Below are 17,134 nucleotides of genomic sequence, written 5' to 3'. Positions count from 1 at the left end.
TCGCTTTGCTTTTTTTTACCTTTATAAACAGTACCTTTCGATCATCTTCAGTAATAGTTGTTCAGTTTTATCAATTTCGCTATGCGCTAGAAATTCATTAGGCTGGTGTGCTTGATCAATTGAACCAGGACCTAAAACGATAGTTTGACAACCCAGTTGTTGAATGAAAGGTGCTTCGGTCGCATAGTTTACCGCACAACATGAATGACCACTTATTTCTTCGGCTATAGTGATAAAGTCACTGTTTTTGCTTTGTTCAAAGCTGGGTGAACTTGGATCCAATTCACTAAATGAAATTCTATTAGGGTATTTTTCAGCTAACGGTTCTAACGCTTCACTGAGTAATAAGATAAGTTCGCTGTCAGTCATACCGGGTAGGGCACGCATATCGATGTCTAACTCGCAGTGACCACAAATTCTATTGGCATTGTCGCCGCCGTGTATTGCGCCAAAATTAAGGGTTGGCTCCTTTACATCAAAGGCTTGATTACTATAATTGAGAGCCAATTTTTCTTTGAGTTGCATTAATTGGCCAATCACTTGATGGATAATTTCTATCGCATTCACGCCTAAACTTGGCTTGCTTGAGTGCCCTGATTGACCTTGAATAGTTATGCGATGGGACATATGACCTTTATGCATGATGACAGGGACCAAATTTGTTGGCTCACCAATAATAGCAACATCGGGTTTTATCTGTTGGTTTTTGGTGAAAAAACGTGCGCCAGCCATGGTGGTTTCTTCATCTGCGGTGGCTAAAATGTAAAGTGGTTTTTTTAACTGTTGCGCGGTTAACCCTTTACAAACTTGTAAAATAAAAGCAAAAAAACCTTTCATATCACACGTCCCTAAACCATAAAACTTATTATCTTTATCGACAATTTTGAACGGGTCTGACTGCCAACGATTTTCATCAAAAGGTACGGTATCACTATGACCTGCAAGTAACAATCCTCCTGTTCCACTACCGAGTTTTGCTAACAAGTTATATTTATTGCGCGTTTCTGGTACCGCTTGAATGTCGATACTAAAACCGAGTTGTTCAAACCAACTTGCCAATAGTTGAATAACCGCTAAATTTCCTTGATCCCAGCTCGCTTGTGTCGAGCTAATAGAAGCACTGGCAATCAGTTGTGTTAATGAATCAGTAAAGTTGGGCAAATTTTTCATAGTGGCTCACAGTTAAAAATGAATAAATAAAAAAACCATGGGTAATTATGCTTATTTGTTGCATAACGAGTCATTGGGTGTTATTTTCCTATTCTAGTGTAAATAACCTAAATATAGAAGGCTATTGAAAATAATTTGTTTTCTGCTTTCCTTAGGTCAATAAAAAAATTAATAGATGAGGTTGTATGAAAGTCGCGGTTATTGGAGCAAGTGGATATGTGGGGGCAGAGCTGATTAATTTATTGTCTGCGCACGATAAAATTTCCATTGAATATTTACTGGTGTCAGAAAACAGTAGCTCGGCAGATATGACCTTTTCGCAATTACATCCGCGTTACTTAGGCGTATGTGATTTACCTTTAGTCTGTTTTTCACAGGGTTGGTTCGATGATACGGTACAAAAGCTTGATGCGGTATTCTTTGCTACTCCGCATGAGTTTAGTGCTGACTGGGCACAAGCTTTTGTTGAGAAAGGTGTTAAGGTTTTTGATCTCTCTGGTGGTTTTCGTTTAAAAAATAGCGAAGATTACCCAATATTCTATGGCTTTGAACATAAAAACTTATCGGCGCTTGCCCAAGCAACTTATGGTTTAGCCGAATGGCAACAAGATGATATTGCTAATACACAATTAGTTGCTGTACCTGGCTGTTACCCAACAGCAAGTTTATTATCACTTAAGCCAATTACCGTAAATAACTACCATCTTGAAAACTCTCTCATTGTTGTCAATGGGATCAGCGGCGTCAGCGGTGCGGGTAGAAAAGCCTTATTAGCGACAAGCTTTTATGAAGTCAGCTTAACACCTTACAATATTTTACAGCACAGGCATCAACCCGAGATAAGCCAAGAAGCTAATGCCGCGGTTATTTTTAATCCTCACCTTGCACCTTATAAAAGAGGATTATTGGCAACGGTCACTTTGCAAATCAAAGCAGGTATTACGACAAAACATATTAACGAAGCTTTTTTAAACGCTTATCAAGATAAGCCCTTGGTGCGCTTAACCGGCGCTTGGCCGAAAATAGACAATGTAGCTAATACACCATTTGCTGATTTACATTGGCAAGTCGATGAAGAAAAACAAGTTGTTGTGGTCAGTTGTGCTATCGATAATTTATTAAAAGGTGCTGCTTCACAAGCGGTGCAATGTGCGAATATTTCTCTGGGTTTAGCGAGTGAATATAGTTTGTTGCACAATGTAACTTTGGGAAAGAGTTAATGACTAAGACAATAAACACATCAGTAACGTCTAAAACTAACAAGCCATTAGTGATCAAAATTGGCGGCGCTATTCTTGAAAAAAAAGATGCTTTAGCTGATTTATTAAAAATTATCGCGACATTAAAAAATCAAGCCGTGGTGCTAGTGCATGGCGGCGGCTGTGTTGTTGATGAAATACTCAGCCAAGCTGGTTTTACTTCAGAGAAAAAACAGGGTTTACGTGTTACACCTCAAGAGCAAATGCCCCTTATTGCGGGTGCATTAGCAGGTAGTGTTAATAAAACGATTGTTGCCACTGCAGCAAGTTTACACATGCAAGCCGTTGGATTGTCACTGGTCGATGGTGATATGGTTTCGTGTCAGTTAAGCGATAAAGGCCTGGGTATGGTGGGTGAGCCTAGTGCAAATAATAGTAAGTTACTCGATACACTTTTAAGTGCAAACTTTTTACCGGTTATCTCTTCTATCGGTTCATTAGCCAATGGTGAGTTAGTGAATGTTAATGCGGATGATGCAGCTGTCGCAATTTGTCAGTTACTAAATGCCGAATTGTTATTGCTAACCGATGTTAATGGTGTAAAAGATGCGCGTGGTGGATATATTGCTTCACTAAGTAAAGCTCAGGCAAATTCCTTAATAGAGCAAGGTGTTATTGCTGGCGGGATGACCGCCAAAGTTAATGCCGCTTTGCATGCAGCAAGCCAATTGCGACGAAGTATCGCGGTTGCCAGTTGGCAGTCGCCTGAGCAAATCATCAATTTAATAAAGGGTGATGCAATTGGCACACGCATTCAGCCACATTAACACAGTTAAGTCACACTTAATTTAACGATTTTTCGGATAGGACTTATCATGTCACCGACACACACAAGATTAGAAAACTTTTTAGCAGATGATCAACTGACTAAAACACAAATAATTGATCTGATTGCTTTAGCAATAAAGATTAAAAACCATCCTAGCGACTATAGTGAAGCTTTAGCGGGTAAATCTGTAGTGATGATTTTTGAGAAACCTTCATTAAGAACACACGTTAGTTTTGATATGGGTATTAACAAATTAGGCGGCCATGCGCTATATTTAGGCCAACAAAATGGCAAACTAGGTGAGCGAGAACGAGTTAGTGATTACGCTAAAAACCTTTCTTGCTATGCTGACGCTATCGTTGCGCGTGTTTTTGAAAACAGCGCTATTGAAGGTTTAGCTGAGCACGCAACTATTCCAGTGATTAATGCACTGTGTGATATATATCATCCGTGCCAAGCACTAGCTGATTTTGTTACTCTACAAGAATATTTTGTTATAGGTAAAGGTATAGATTTAACCAAGGTTAAACTTGCTTATATAGGCGATGGTAACAATGTGTCTAATTCGTTGATGTTTATGGCTGCAATACTAGGGGTCGATTTTACCTTGGTTTGTCCAGCGGGGCATGAACCAGAAGCACAATTATTTAGTAAAGCGAAAGCTTTTGCAGAAAAGTCAGGGAGTAAGTTGGTACTTACATCAGATGTTGAGGCTTTAGGACAGCAAGATGCTATTTATACCGATACATGGGTATCAATGGGCTTTGAAGATGCCAGTAAAAAAGCTGCACTCTTAGAGGCGTTTGCCCCTTATCAAGTGAACCATCAAATGATGAAAGACAGCGGCGCCAGTATTGTGATGCATTGCCAACCAGCGCACTTAGAGGAAGAAATAACAACCGCACTTTTTGACAGTGAAATGTCGGTAGTTTTCCAAGCAGCAGAAAATAGAATGTGGGCGCAAAATGCCGTACTCGTTACGCTATTAGCTAAATAATAGTGTAGAAATTAATGGGTCAGCAGCTGATTTACATTCAGCATGACAATTTATCAAGATTAGTTAGGAATAAGACAATGGCTTTAGCAAAAAAACAAATCAAAAAAGTAGTATTAGCATATTCTGGTGGATTAGATACCTCAGCGATTATTCCGTGGTTAAAAGAAAATTATCAAGGCTGTGAGGTTATCGCGTTTTGTGCTGATGTCGGCCAAGGTGATGAAGAGCTTGAAGGTGTTAAAGAGAAAGCGATTGCTTCAGGGGCATCTGAATGTTATGTAGTTGATCTTAAAGAAGAATACATAAAAGAGTATGTTTACCCCATTTTAAAAACTGGTGCGGTATACGAAGGTCAGTATTTATTAGGTACGTCAATGGCACGACCTATTATTGCTAAAGCGCACATAGAAATCGCTCTTAAAGTGGGTGCTGATGCGGTGTGTCATGGTTGTACCGGTAAAGGTAACGACCAAGTTCGTTTTGAATCTTGTTTTGCTGCACTAGCGCCTGAGCTTACTGTTATCGCCCCATGGCGTGAATGGGACATGGTTTCGCGTGAAGACTTATTAGATTATCTTGCCGAACGTAACATTCCTTGTGCGGCTTCATTAACTAAAATCTACAGTCGAGATGCTAATGCTTGGCATATTTCTCATGAAGGTGGTGAGCTAGAAGACCCTTGGTGTGAGCCATCAAAAGAAGTATGGACTATGACAGTGGATCCTATTGATGCCCCTGATGAGCCTGAAAAAGTACAATTAAGCTTTGCTGACGGTGAGCTTGTTGCTATTGATGGTATAGACTTCTCTGGTAATGGCCAGGAAAATAGTGCCGGTGCTTATCAAGCGTTAATGTACTTAAATGCTAAAGGGGCTGCCCACGGTGTTGGTAGAATCGATATTGTCGAAAACCGCTTGGTTGGTATGAAGTCTCGTGGTTGCTATGAAACGCCAGGCGGTACTATTTTGATGGCGGCTTATAAAGGTTTAGAGTCACTTATTCTTGACAAAGAGTCACTTAAATATCGCGAATCTATTGGCCTTGAATTTTCTCATGTTATTTATGATGGTCGCTGGTTTACTCCGCTTGCTAAGGCTCAATTGGCTTCTGCTGCCTCATTTGCCGAAAAACTAACCGGTGATGTCGTTGTTAAATTGTATAAAGGTATGGCGCAAGTCATACAACGTCGTTCGCCAAATAGTTTGTATTCTGAGGCATTTGCTACATTTGGTGCTGACGATGTTTATGACCAAAAACACGCCGAAGGATTTATTCGTTTATTTAGCTTATCGAGCAGGATCACTGCACTTTCTCAAAAAGATACTGTGCTAAAGCATAAGGAAAAATAGTCATGGCTTTATGGGGCGGACGTTTTAAAGAAAAGGCGAGTTTACAATTTAAGAAGTTCAATGACTCATTGCCGGTAGATTACCGCATGGCAGTGCAAGACATTGTTGGTTCAATAGCTTGGGCGCAAGCTATTCATGAAGTAGGCGTTATAAATGAAGATGAACTGGTTCGCTTAACGGCAGCATTGCAAGAATTAAAAGCGTCGGTAGAAGAAAATCCTCAACAAATATTGTTGTCTGATGCGGAAGATATTCATAGTTGGGTAGAGATCCAGCTAATTGAAAAAACGGGTGACTTAGGTAAGAAGCTTCATACAGGGCGCAGCCGTAATGACCAAGTCGCAACTGATTTAAAGCTATGGTGTAAAGAAAAGGGCGGTGATTTACTGTTTGCTCTTGTTAATTTACAACAAGCGATGATGAATTTAGCGGAACGTGAAAAAGATACGGTACTACCAGGCTATACCCATTTACAAAGAGCGCAACCAATAACTTTTGGCCATTGGTGTTTAGCGTATGTAGAAATGTTTAACCGTGATATTGGCCGTTTAAAAGATGCGCTTTATCGTTTAGATGTTTCGCCATTGGGGTCAGGCGCTTTAGCAGGTACCGCTTATCCTATTGACAGAAATGCACTGGCGAGTCGCTTAGGTTTCAGAACCGCCACCATGAACAGTCTTGATGCTGTTTCTGACCGCGATCACGTCATTGAATTGTTGGCTTCAGCCAGTATTTCAATGATGCATTTATCACGTTTTGCCGAAGATTTAATTTTCTACAATTCAGGAGAAGCAGGCTTTGTTGAAATGAGTGATCTGGTCAGTTCTGGTTCATCATTAATGCCACAAAAGAAAAACCCTGATGCCTGTGAATTAATCCGCGGTAAGTCAGGTCGTGTTTTTGGCGCCTTGACGGGGATGTTAACCACAATGAAAGCGTTGGCACTTGCTTACAATAAAGATATGCAAGAAGACAAAGAAGGTTTATTTGATGCGCTTGATACGTGGCAAGAATGTATGGAAATGGCAGTACTCGTTGCTGATGGTCTGAAAGTAAATCGCTCTCGGACATTAGCCGCGGCCCAACAAGGCTATGCGAATGCCACTGAACTTGCTGACTATTTAGTCGGTAAAGATATTCCGTTTCGTGAAGCACATCATATTGTCGGTGAAGTCGTCTTAGCCGCTATTGACAAAGGTGTACCTTTAGAGGATTTAACGATAAGCCAACTACAAGAATTCAGTGATAGAATTGAGCAAGATGTTTATCAGCACCTTTCTATTGAATCGACACTTAATAAGCGTGAAGCGCTCGGCGGTACTTCTCGTTCACAAGTTGAAAAAGCGCTGGCGACTACTCAGTCTGGCAATGAAGCTATCTTAAATGAGCAAGTTGTTGGTGCGCCAGGCAAACAAAGAATTCAAAGGGCATTAAAGCAAGTAAAACAGCGTTTAAATGCGCAACGTGCTGCTGCTATGTCCGTTCGTCGAGCAAGAATGTCTGATGTTGACAGTATTTATCAACTGACCAACTTTTGGGCCGATAAAGGGGAAATACTGCCGCGGTCACGTGACAATATTATTCATGATATTCAGAATTTTGTTGTTGCCGAGCTTGACGGTAAGGTTGTTGGCAGTGCATCACTTTATATCTATCAAACAGGTTTAGCTGAAATACGCTCGGTTGTTTTACAAGATGATGCTCAACAGCAAGGTCAAGGCAAAGCACTTATTCAGTATTTGTTAGAGTTTGCCTATCAAATGGAGTTAGAGCAAATTATTGTTTTAACTTATATTCCAAAATATTTTCAGCAGCTTGGTTTTAACTTAATTGATAAAAGTTCACTAGCCGATAATATTATTGAAGATAGCGAACCCAGCCCACATAAAGACCCTGCTGATGAAGTCGCTATGGAATACATACTTAGTCAGCCTCAACAGGCATAATTTCAGTAGTCATTTATAACTGATTTAGACAAGATATTTACTTTAATTAAGATCCTAAGCGCTTAGCGTTTGGGGTAAACAAATAGGTAGTTACAACTTAGAAAATGGATAGCATCAGTAATAACGAACAAAATTATGTTAAATGGTTTAGAAATGCAGCGCCCTATATTAATGCGCACCGTGGAAAAACAGTGGTGCTTATGTTTGGTGGCGAAGCCGTGCTTCACCCAAATTTTGCCAATATTATTCATGATATTGCTTTGTTGCGTAGCTTGGGTGTTAAGCTCGTTTTAGTTCATGGCGCTAGACCACAGATAGAAGAGCGTATGGATCAGCGTAACATTACTCGCCATATCGAAAATAATATTAGAGTAACCGATGCTGAAACTTTGGTTGCAGTAAAGGATGCTACGGGTTCATTGCGCTTACATATCGAAGCTTTGCTCACTATGGGCCTAGTTAACTCGCCTATGCATGGTTCGCGAATTCGTGTTAGCACCGGGAATTTTGTCATTGCTAAACCGATAGGGGTACGTGATGGCGTCGATTATAAATATACCGGTAGCGTAAGACGAATCGATGCGGTCGGTATTCATACCCAGCTTGATTATGGCTCGATAGTCGTATTATCGCCGATTGGCTACTCTTCTACCGGTGAAGTGTTTAACTTAGCACTTGAAGATGTCGCGACTAAAACAGCACTCGCCCTTAAAGCTGATAAATTAATTACCTTTACTCAAGAGGATGGTTTAATTGATGAATCTGGTGAGCTTATTCGTAGCTGTAGTGTACGGCGAGTAAAAACATTATTGGATGATAAAGACTGTCATGTTCGCCAATTATTATTAAGAGCGATAATCGAGAGTGGAGAAAATGGTATAGAGCGTTGCCATTGCGTGAGCTACCAAAGTGATAGTGCTCTACTACAAGAGTTATTTACCCGCGATGGTGCAGGCACTTTAATTGCAAAAGATCATAAAGAAGAAGTTTGTACCGCTAGCATCGATGATGTCGGTGGTATTTTAGAACTGATTGCCCCCTTAGAAGAGGAAGGTATTCTGGTGAAGCGCTCAAGAGAACTACTTGAGGTTGAAATTGATCGCTTTACGGTACTTAAAAAGGAAGATGTTATTATTGCTTGTGCTGCTTTGTATCCTTATCCCGAAGCAAGTTCAGGAGAAATAGCCTGTGTGGCAATTCATCCTGATTATCGCAATGGAAATAGAGGCGAGCGCTTAATGAATGCCTTAGAAGTAAAAGCTTTTGATCAACACTTAACCTCATTATTTGTCTTAACAACGGTCAGTGGTCATTGGTTTCGAGAGCAAGGTTTTATCGAGAGTTCAATGGAAGATTTACCTGAAGGTAAAAAACAGCTGTATAACTTCCAACGAAAATCTAAGGTATACATCAAACATATTTAGTGAATAGGTCTTGCTGTTATCAATTCAACGTTTATTTATAAGAATAAATGCCGCTTTTAAAAGCGGCATTTTTGTTTTTAAGCTGGGCTTTAAATATTTGTTTTTGTTTATATATGCAACAAAGTAAATATAAAAGCATTTATTCACAAAAATTGTGCACTTATGTAACAGTAATGTTTCATATTCGTTATTTTTAGGGCATATTGTGTGTCGCGCTTGTTATTTGTTTGTAAGGTTTATACTTTTTAATGGTCATATTTAGACTTTTTGTCATTCTTCTCATTGCTTTTGCAATGACTTTACTGACTTCTTTTGCACTCAAAGCAGAAACTGATTTCGCGCTAGAAAGTGGAGATCAATTTACAGCAACACTGTTATCTGAATATGGTCAAATAAGTAACTTTCTTAATCAAGGAAGTGATGAAAAAAGTACCAGCTACATAAAAATTGAACCGTCTGTCTTTATTCAAACACAGTTATCGCGACATTTAATACAATTAGCGACAAAGGTCAGTCATTACCAATTTAATAACTTTAGTGAAGACGATCATAATAATTTATTATTTAAGCCAAGCTATTTCTTTAAGCTTGATCATAACAAAACACTGTTTGCAGATATTAAGTTACAGGAAAGTTATGAATATCGCGGTACTGGCTTATCTTTAGGCAATGCAGAATCAATAACAAGCGGAGATGATAAAAAATCGCTTGCCGCTAATATAGGCTATTTATATGGCCAAATTGATTCAGTGGCGAAATTAAAACTTTCAATCGGTCAAGAAGACTTTCGCTATAAAACAAGACGAGCCGAAAATAAGGCACTCGACCGTGTTGATCAAAGTGTTGCGGCTAGTTTTGATTATTTACTGTCAGAAAAGACATATTTTGCTACAGATTTAGCTTATACCCAATCAAACTTTCAAAATAATAGCCCATTAAATAAAGACATATATGCGTTATTAGTCGGTATGAAGTGGCAATCGACGGCTATAACTCAACTGCAAGCATTAATTGGTTATCAAAGATTAACTTTTGAAGAAACATTGTTTGCCAGCGATACTCGCTTTAAATGGCGAGTTGATATTAATTGGCAGCCAACGAATTTTATGCAAATGAATATAAACACCCAACGAAATTATGAAACAACCAACAGAATTGTCGATAGCTATCGCGTTGTTGACAGTACTAATTTACAACTTACTCATCAACTGACTGATTATTTTCAGACATCTGCGGTTGTTGGGTATAAGCAAGAAAAGGTCGTTTACCTTGAGCAAACGATCAATGAAGATTATTTGTACTCAGAGGTTAGGTTGAATTATCAACGTAATGATTGGCTGACTGTATTTGCAGGTTTTACTTTTAAAGAACTAACAGCAAGTGATGATAGGCTAAACAACCAAGGCAATAGCTTATCGTTAGGCTTTAATGTTAATATTTAGTATTGGATAAAAAATATGCGTTACTATGTTTTGTCACTAATTTTAGTGCTCTGTAGTTTTTTTTGTGAGGCAAGTGATTATTTACTGGGTCCGGGCGATCAAATACATATTGTTGTTTATGGTGAAGACGATTTAACAACTGATGTGAAAATTGATAAATCGGGTTTTATATCTTTTCCGTTTTTAGCTGATATACAGGTAATAGGTTTATCGACTAAAAAACTTGAAACCACGATAAGAAGAGGCTTACTTGGAGATTATATTGTTGACCCACAAGTATCTGTTTCTGTGTCTATTTATCGGCCGTTTTTTATCCACGGACAAGTTACACGACCAGGAGGTTACCCTTATCAAGATTATTTGACCTTGGATAAAGCCATCGCAATCGCTGGAGGATTATCTAATAGGGCGTCGACTTCCGATTGGAAAATTACACGACTAGTCAACGGTGTTAAAGTGACGTTAGAGGGGAACATTGCTACTGAGATCCACCCTGATGATATTATAAAAATAGAACAAAGTTTTTTTTAAAATAAAAATAAAAATAAAAACTGAGAAGGGATTTTTGACAAATTTTATTAGCCGTATTTATATGTGGTTTTGCAAATAATAATGAGCAGTAATGTTAAACGATAATCAAAGCGTAAATTTTAATGCCCCAAACCAAGAGATAGATTTAAAAGAGGTCTTAAGACCGCTTTGGTCTCGACGATGGCAGATTGTTTTTTTTACTTTATTCGTTTCACTGATGGTTTATTTTTATGTTTCGTTGCTCAAACCTTCCTTTAAAGCTACGGCTATTTTACAAATAGGTAGTAATAAACCCGCTAATACTTTATCGATTAATGACGCCTTTAATGAATCTAGCGCCAGTAAAGAGCAAGTTAAAACTCAGTACGAATTATTAAAGTCTCGAAAATTTGCTGAGCGCGTTATTATTAGTTTGAATTTGGTTGAACACCAGGAATTTAATAGTGGTAAATACAATGATAAAATAAGCTACTTCGCTAACATAGGAAAGCGGATTAGTAGACCAACAGTTAGTAGCTTAATATCAATCTTTGAAAGTCGTTTAACTATCGCTCCGATAGCGAGCACCGAACTTGTTAAAATAAGTTTTGCTGCTCACTCACCTCTATTAGCACAAAAAGTCGCTAATCAAATCGGTCTCACGTATCTTCAATACCAAGATGAAATTCATAGCGCGTCAAAGGAGTCAACATCGCAGTGGCTTGTTGACCAACTTGAAGAGTTAGAGAAAAAGCTTGAAACATCAGAACAAGCGCTACAAGAATACCGTGAAGCGGAAGGTATTGTTGATATTTTAGGGGTTGCTGGCTTAGTGAGCTCTGAGTTAACCGAGTTAACTTCTTCAGCAATACGAGCTGAAAAAATCAAAGATGACTTAGAAGTAACCTACCAAAGTATGCAAAAACGTCGAAAAAATACCACGCAACTTCTGGAACTTCAGGAAATCAGTCAGCAAAGTGACCTTGTACAATTAAGGCGTGCCGATGAGAAAGCAGCGCGTAAGATATTTGAGCTTTCTAAGCGTTACGGGCCCAAACACCCCAAACGTATAGCGGTGCAAGCAGAGCTAGAGTCATTGCAAAAAGGCATCGTAGAGCTCGTTGATGAAATTGTAATCTCTATTGAAAAAGATTACCTAAACTCTTCTGAAAAAGTTAAAGCAACGAATAATCGTTTGGCAATTGCGAAAGTCGATTACTTACGCTTGAGCCGTTTACAAAATAAATTTTCACAATTGCAACGCGAAGTTGATACCAATAAAGAACTTTATAATAACTATTTAGTCCGTTTAAAAGAGACTGACGCTATGGGTAATTATAAAGCAAACTTTTACGTGCGCTTTATTGATAAAGCGATTATGCCCACGGATAGGTTCGCACCCAAAAAAGCCCTCATAGTGATTATGAGTTTTATGTTATCGTTTGCGATTATTGCTATTATTATTATTATGCGTGAGATATCAATGGATACGTTAAATTCACGTAGAAAACTTGATAGCTTTACAGAAGCACCTGTTCTCGCTATTTTACCAAAATTTCAAGCGCCAAGTGCTGAAAAAAAGAGTGATCCCTATCACACAGATAATCGCTTTACAGAAGCGGTGCGCACGTTAAGAACCTCTTTATTGTTTAATGGCGAAAGTAAGCCAGCTAAAGTGATTGCGATAACATCCTCGGTGCCAAATGAAGGAAAGTCGACTATAGCACTACATTTAGCCCGTTCGTTTAGTGAAATGGAAAAGGTTTTGCTTATTGAAGCGGATATGCGACATCCGACCGTAGCAAAAAATATGAATTTAAGTCCACATCGCCCAGGATTATCAAATTTATTAGCGAAAACACATCAAATTAATGAATGTATTATCCGCGATAAAAACTTAAAGTTAGATATTTTAACCTCGGGTATTTCTCCGGCTAATCCGCTAGTTTTTTTATCAATGAAGCGCCTTAATATGCTCATTAAAGTTTTTGGTAATTTTTATGACCGAATTATTATTGAGACACCACCGGTAAATGCTGTGAGTGATGCTGCTATTATTTCTAAATTAGTTGAAACGGTTTTGTATGTTGTTCATGGTGAAAAAACGAAACGAGAGCAAATTACTACAGGTCTACGTATGCTAAAGCAAGTCAATGCACCCATTGAAGGCATCATAATTAACCACAGCCAAAGTATTGATGCTGATAAATACCAAAACAAGTATTACAACGAACGTGCTAATAACATTGTTAAACTACCTGTACGTAAACAAGGTTAGTGTTCTTCTATCTATCAATAGTCAATGCAGCCAATATTCGAAGGCATCATAATCGACCACAGCCAAAGTATTGATGCTGATAGATACCAAAACAAGTATTACAACGAACGTGCTAATAACATTGTTAAACTTCCGGTACGCAAGCAGGGTTAAAAAACATTGTTAAATTACCGTTACGTAAACAAGGTTAATGTTCTTCTATCTATCCGCAGTCAACACAGTCAACACAGTCAGTAGTCAATGCAGCCAATATTCGAGGGCATCATAATCAACCACAGCCAAAGCATTGATGCTGATAAATACCAAAACAAGTACTACAACGAACGCGCTAATAATATTGTAAAACTACTCGTACGCAAACAAGGTTAGTATTTTTCTCAATATTAACCTCTTCCGCTTATTGAAAACTGCGGTAGAATAAGAGTAAGTTTTTACCAGCTAGTACTTCTGCTTATAATATGAAATCACGCCAACAATTTTCCCTACAAAAAAATAACAGTTTTGCAGTTTATGCAACGACACCCATTATTTATTATCCAAATAGTGAACAAGATCTGCAATTATTAGCAGCGGTGACTAGCGCACCTTTTTATATTTTAGGCGCGGGCAGTAATACGCTTTTTGTCGAGGGTGTTACACCGGTAATTATTAAGCCGGAGTTCTTAGGGATTAATGTTAATGAAACAGAAGAATATTATCAGGTCAATGCCGCTTGTGGTGAAAATTGGCATGACTTGGTATGCTTTTGTATTGATGAAGGCATTAACGGTCTAGAAAACTTAGCACTTATTCCTGGCAGTGTTGGCGCTGCTCCAGTACAAAACATTGGTGCTTATGGCGTTGAGATTGCTGATTTTATTGAAAGTGTAACTTGGTTTGATTTTGCTAAAAATAAATCACAGCAGTTAACGCAGGCGCAATGTCAATTTGATTATCGCGATAGTATTTTTAAAAATGCTTTAAAAAATAAAGGTATCATCACGGATATTACTTTACGCTTTCCAAAAAACTGGCAGGCTAAGCTGAATTACCAAGGATTAAACACCTTGCCCCCAAATAGTCATGCTAGGGTTATTATGGATACCGTGATTGCCATACGAAATGCTAAGTTACCTGATCCCAAGGTTATCCCAAACGCTGGTAGCTTCTTTAAAAATCCTGTGGTTAGCGCTGAGCAGTTTTTATTATTAAAAAATAACTATCCAGAAATTGCCGCTTTTCAACAAGATAATGGCACTGTTAAGCTAGCAGCAGGTTGGTTAATTGAAAGAGCAGGGCTGAAAGGTTATCAACTCAACGGTGCAGCTGTGCATAATAAGCAAGCGCTAGTGCTAACCAATATTGATTCGGCCTGCGGGGCAGATATCAAAAATTTAGCCCTACATGTACAACAAACCGTATTAGCATTATTTGCCATTATGCTACAACCAGAAGTAAGAATGCTCAGTGAGCAGGGCGAAGTTACCTTAGGAGCTATAAGCTGATCATGGCCAAAGCAATACGAGAGCAATTAATACAATATTTAGCCGATGGACAATTTGTTTCTGGGCAATGGTTAGGTGAGCAGCTAGGAGTCAGTCGCGCAGCAATATCTAATCATATCGCCTCGCTAATTGAAATGGGGCTTGATATTTATAGTGTTACCGGCAAAGGCTATAAATTATCTGAACCGTTAACATTATTAGATGAAAAAGAAATTCAATATAAGTTAAGCGCATTGGGTCAGAAAAACAAAGTCGAAGTGCATAATATTATTGACTCAACCAATAGTTATTTATTGCGTCGCTTACCCAATCAAAATCATAATTTGCAAGTCTGTTTAGCTGAATATCAAGATGCAGGGCGCGGTCGGCGCGGTCGTAAGTGGATCTCACCCTTTGGTTCACATATATATATGTCGATGTATTGGTATTTAGAACAAGGTATGGCGGCAGCTATGGGATTAAGTGTCGTGTCGGCTCTAGCGGTTAGCGATGCAGTAAAAGAACTTTATCAAATTGATGTGCAGTTAAAGTGGCCCAATGACATTTATTTTGGAGGGGTTAAGCTTGCTGGTATCCTTATTGATTTGGATGGGCAAGCTCTTGAACCGTGTCACTGTGTTATTGGTATTGGTTTAAATATTAATATGCCCCAAAAAAGTGCAGAACAAGTCGACCAACCTTGGACAGATTTACAAACAGCTATGATGCAAAGTACAAACGAGCATGGAAATAACGCGGTTAATACGATTGACCGAAGTGATTTGGCTGCAACGTTAATTTCTAAACTCTCATTAAGGCTTCAGCAGCATCAACATGAAGGGTTGCTGTCTATGGCCAATGAGTGGGCCAAACAAGATTATTATATCAATAAACCGATAAGGCTAATCACCGGCACGCGTGAAAAGAAAGGTATTTGTCGAGGCATTAATAACCAAGGAGCTTTATTGTTAGAAGTTGATGGCCAAATTAGTCCTATTTATGGTGGTGAAGTTAGCTTGAGGGCTGACACATGAGATTATTAGTTGATATTGGCAATACTCGCACCAAATACACTTTTGAGCAGCAAGGTGAATTATCAATCATTCAAAGTGAAAGAAATGAAACCATTAATGAAAAGTGGCTATCAAGTATCACTGAATCAGTGATATCTATCGTCGTTGCGAGTGTTAGCGAAGCTTATATTATAGAGGTCTTTATAGCCTATGCTCAGCAGCATAATATTGAACTGCACATAGTAAACAGTGAAAGCAAACGCTTTGGCGTTACTTCAAGCTATCAACAACCGACAACGTTAGGTATTGATCGATGGTTGACGTTACTGGCGGCTAATATTTTGTACCCAGATGAGAATGTCCTTATTATTGACGCGGGAACAGCGACAACCATAGACTTACTCGATAGTCAGGGCATACATTTAGGTGGGTGGATTTTGCCAGGTATTGATATATTATTTAATAGTCTTTTATCAAATACTTCAAAAGTACTGGCAACTCAAGAGCATCAGGCCAATATTTCTTTTGGTAAAAGTACCTCTGACGGTGTCAATAATGCTTGCTGGGCAGCAACACTTGGTTTTATTGAACAAGGTATCAAACAAGCTAATAAACAAGTCTCATTAGATAAAGTATTACTTACTGGCGGTAATGCTAAAAAAATAGCGGCTTTATTAAACAGGCAACATTGCATTATTGATGAGCTAGTCTTTATCGGCATGCAACGATTCTAATTCGCTTATGGCAATTTATATCGCCAGTTTGTGGCAACATTTAACGTTAGGCGATTAAAAAAACATCAAATGGTTAAAAACATGGTTTTTTTTTGTTTTTACGCTTGCAAGGGAGAAAACATTCCACTAGAATTCGCACCACTTAATGTAGTGCCGACTTAGCTCAGTTGGTAGAGCAACTGACTTGTAATCAGTAGGTCGCCAGTTCGACTCCGGCAGTCGGCACCATTAATAAAATTGTTGTAAAAGTATTGGAGGGGTTCCCGAGTGGCCAAAGGGATCAGATTGTAAATCTGACGGCTCAGCCTTCGGTGGTTCGAATCCACCTCCCTCCACCACTTTGCAATAATGAAGATAGAAAAGCGGACGTCGTATAGTGGTAATACCTTAGCCTTCCAAGCTAAAGCTGCGAGTTCGATTCTCGCCGTCCGCTCCATCTTTAAGTGATTGCTGATATGGCTCAGTTGGTAGAGCGCACCCTTGGTAAGGGTGAGGTCGGCAGTTCGAATCTGCCTATCAGCACCATTCCTTAAGATTTCTATCTCACTAAATTTATTTTATTTTTGTTAATTTATCTCAGAGGCATTACATAATGGCTAAAGCAAAATTTGAACGTTTAAAACCGCATGTAAACGTTGGTACTATCGGACACGTTGATCACGGTAAAACTACTTTAACAGCTGCTATCTCTGCAGTATTAACTAAAGTACACGGTGGTGAAGTTAAAGATTTCGCACAAATCGATAATGCTCCTGAAGAGCGTGAGCGTGGTATTACAAT

General features: G+C 38.8%; 14 protein-coding genes and 4 tRNA genes. 17 read left to right on the top strand and 1 reads right to left on the bottom strand.

Features of this window, described 5'->3' with window-relative positions; genetic code table 11:
- Positions 1–21 precede the first annotated feature (21 nt).
- A complete protein-coding gene (argE, locus tag H4J66_RS03000; protein WP_182170417.1) occupies positions 22–1,170 on the bottom strand; it encodes an acetylornithine deacetylase in 1,149 nt (382 codons plus the stop codon).
- Positions 1,171–1,355: 185 nt separating this feature from the next.
- On the opposite strand from argE, the gene argC reads away from it, so the two are divergent.
- The 17 genes from argC to H4J66_RS02915 all read left to right on the top strand — a co-directional run.
- Positions 1,356–2,390, top strand: a complete 1,035-nt coding sequence (gene argC / locus H4J66_RS02995) for an N-acetyl-gamma-glutamyl-phosphate reductase (RefSeq protein WP_182170414.1) — start codon at positions 1,356–1,358, stop codon at positions 2,388–2,390.
- Positions 2,390–3,196, top strand: a complete 807-nt coding sequence (gene argB, locus H4J66_RS02990) for an acetylglutamate kinase (protein WP_182170412.1) — start codon at positions 2,390–2,392, stop codon at positions 3,194–3,196. The genes argC and argB overlap by 1 nt, the downstream gene beginning before the upstream one ends.
- 48 nt (positions 3,197–3,244) lie before the next feature.
- Positions 3,245–4,195 carry an ornithine carbamoyltransferase gene (locus H4J66_RS02985; protein WP_182170409.1) on the top strand — a complete coding sequence of 317 codons (951 nt, stop codon included), beginning with the start codon at positions 3,245–3,247 and terminating at the stop codon, positions 4,193–4,195.
- 77 nt (positions 4,196–4,272) lie between these two features.
- Positions 4,273–5,544, top strand: a complete 1,272-nt coding sequence (locus tag H4J66_RS02980) for an argininosuccinate synthase (RefSeq protein WP_182170406.1) — start codon at positions 4,273–4,275, stop codon at positions 5,542–5,544.
- 2 nt (positions 5,545–5,546) lie between these two features.
- Complete coding sequence (argH, locus tag H4J66_RS02975; RefSeq protein WP_182170403.1) at positions 5,547–7,490, top strand: argininosuccinate lyase; 1,944 nt, start codon at positions 5,547–5,549, stop codon at positions 7,488–7,490.
- A 104-nt stretch (positions 7,491–7,594) separates the two neighbouring features.
- Positions 7,595–8,914: an amino-acid N-acetyltransferase gene (gene argA, locus H4J66_RS02970; RefSeq protein ID WP_070375633.1), complete on the top strand. Its 1,320-nt coding sequence runs from the start codon at positions 7,595–7,597 to the stop codon at positions 8,912–8,914.
- Positions 8,915–9,162: 248 nt separating this feature from the next.
- Complete coding sequence (locus tag H4J66_RS02965) at positions 9,163–10,356, top strand: outer membrane beta-barrel protein (protein ID WP_182170400.1); 1,194 nt, start codon at positions 9,163–9,165, stop codon at positions 10,354–10,356.
- Positions 10,357–10,371: 15 nt separating this feature from the next.
- The gene (locus tag H4J66_RS02960; protein WP_182170397.1) at positions 10,372–10,887 is read left to right on the top strand and encodes a polysaccharide biosynthesis/export family protein; all 516 of its coding nucleotides are present in this window, start codon (positions 10,372–10,374) and stop codon (positions 10,885–10,887) included.
- A gap of 91 nt (positions 10,888–10,978) precedes the next feature.
- The gene (locus H4J66_RS02955) at positions 10,979–13,144 is read left to right on the top strand and encodes a polysaccharide biosynthesis tyrosine autokinase (protein ID WP_182170394.1); all 2,166 of its coding nucleotides are present in this window, start codon (positions 10,979–10,981) and stop codon (positions 13,142–13,144) included.
- 458 nt (positions 13,145–13,602) lie between these two features.
- Positions 13,603–14,628 (top strand): UDP-N-acetylmuramate dehydrogenase, encoded by a 1,026-nt coding sequence (gene murB / locus H4J66_RS02950; protein ID WP_182170390.1) that lies wholly within the window; start codon positions 13,603–13,605, stop codon positions 14,626–14,628.
- Between the two features lie 2 nt (positions 14,629–14,630).
- Positions 14,631–15,641, top strand: a complete 1,011-nt coding sequence (gene birA / locus H4J66_RS02945) for a bifunctional biotin--[acetyl-CoA-carboxylase] ligase/biotin operon repressor BirA (RefSeq protein ID WP_182170387.1) — start codon at positions 14,631–14,633, stop codon at positions 15,639–15,641.
- Complete coding sequence (locus tag H4J66_RS02940) at positions 15,638–16,354, top strand: type III pantothenate kinase (protein WP_182170384.1); 717 nt, start codon at positions 15,638–15,640, stop codon at positions 16,352–16,354. Before birA ends, H4J66_RS02940 begins: the two co-directional genes overlap by 4 nt.
- 152 nt (positions 16,355–16,506) lie before the next feature.
- A tRNA-Thr gene (locus H4J66_RS02935) sits at positions 16,507–16,582 on the top strand.
- A 25-nt stretch (positions 16,583–16,607) separates the two neighbouring features.
- Positions 16,608–16,692: transfer RNA gene (locus H4J66_RS02930), tRNA-Tyr, on the top strand.
- Positions 16,693–16,716: 24 nt separating this feature from the next.
- Positions 16,717–16,790: transfer RNA gene (locus H4J66_RS02925), tRNA-Gly, on the top strand.
- Positions 16,791–16,803: 13 nt separating this feature from the next.
- Positions 16,804–16,879 (top strand) — tRNA-Thr (locus H4J66_RS02920).
- A gap of 67 nt (positions 16,880–16,946) precedes the next feature.
- The coding region (locus H4J66_RS02915) for a GTP-binding protein (RefSeq protein ID WP_259369046.1) at positions 16,947–17,134 on the top strand (188 nt) is incomplete at its 3' end.

It is taken from the genome of Colwellia sp. MB3u-55, assembly GCF_014076785.1.
GTDB lineage: Bacteria > Pseudomonadota > Gammaproteobacteria > Enterobacterales > Alteromonadaceae > Colwellia_A.
The sequence above is the reverse complement of the archived record's forward strand: the minus strand, read 5'-3'. Positions and strand labels throughout refer to the sequence as shown.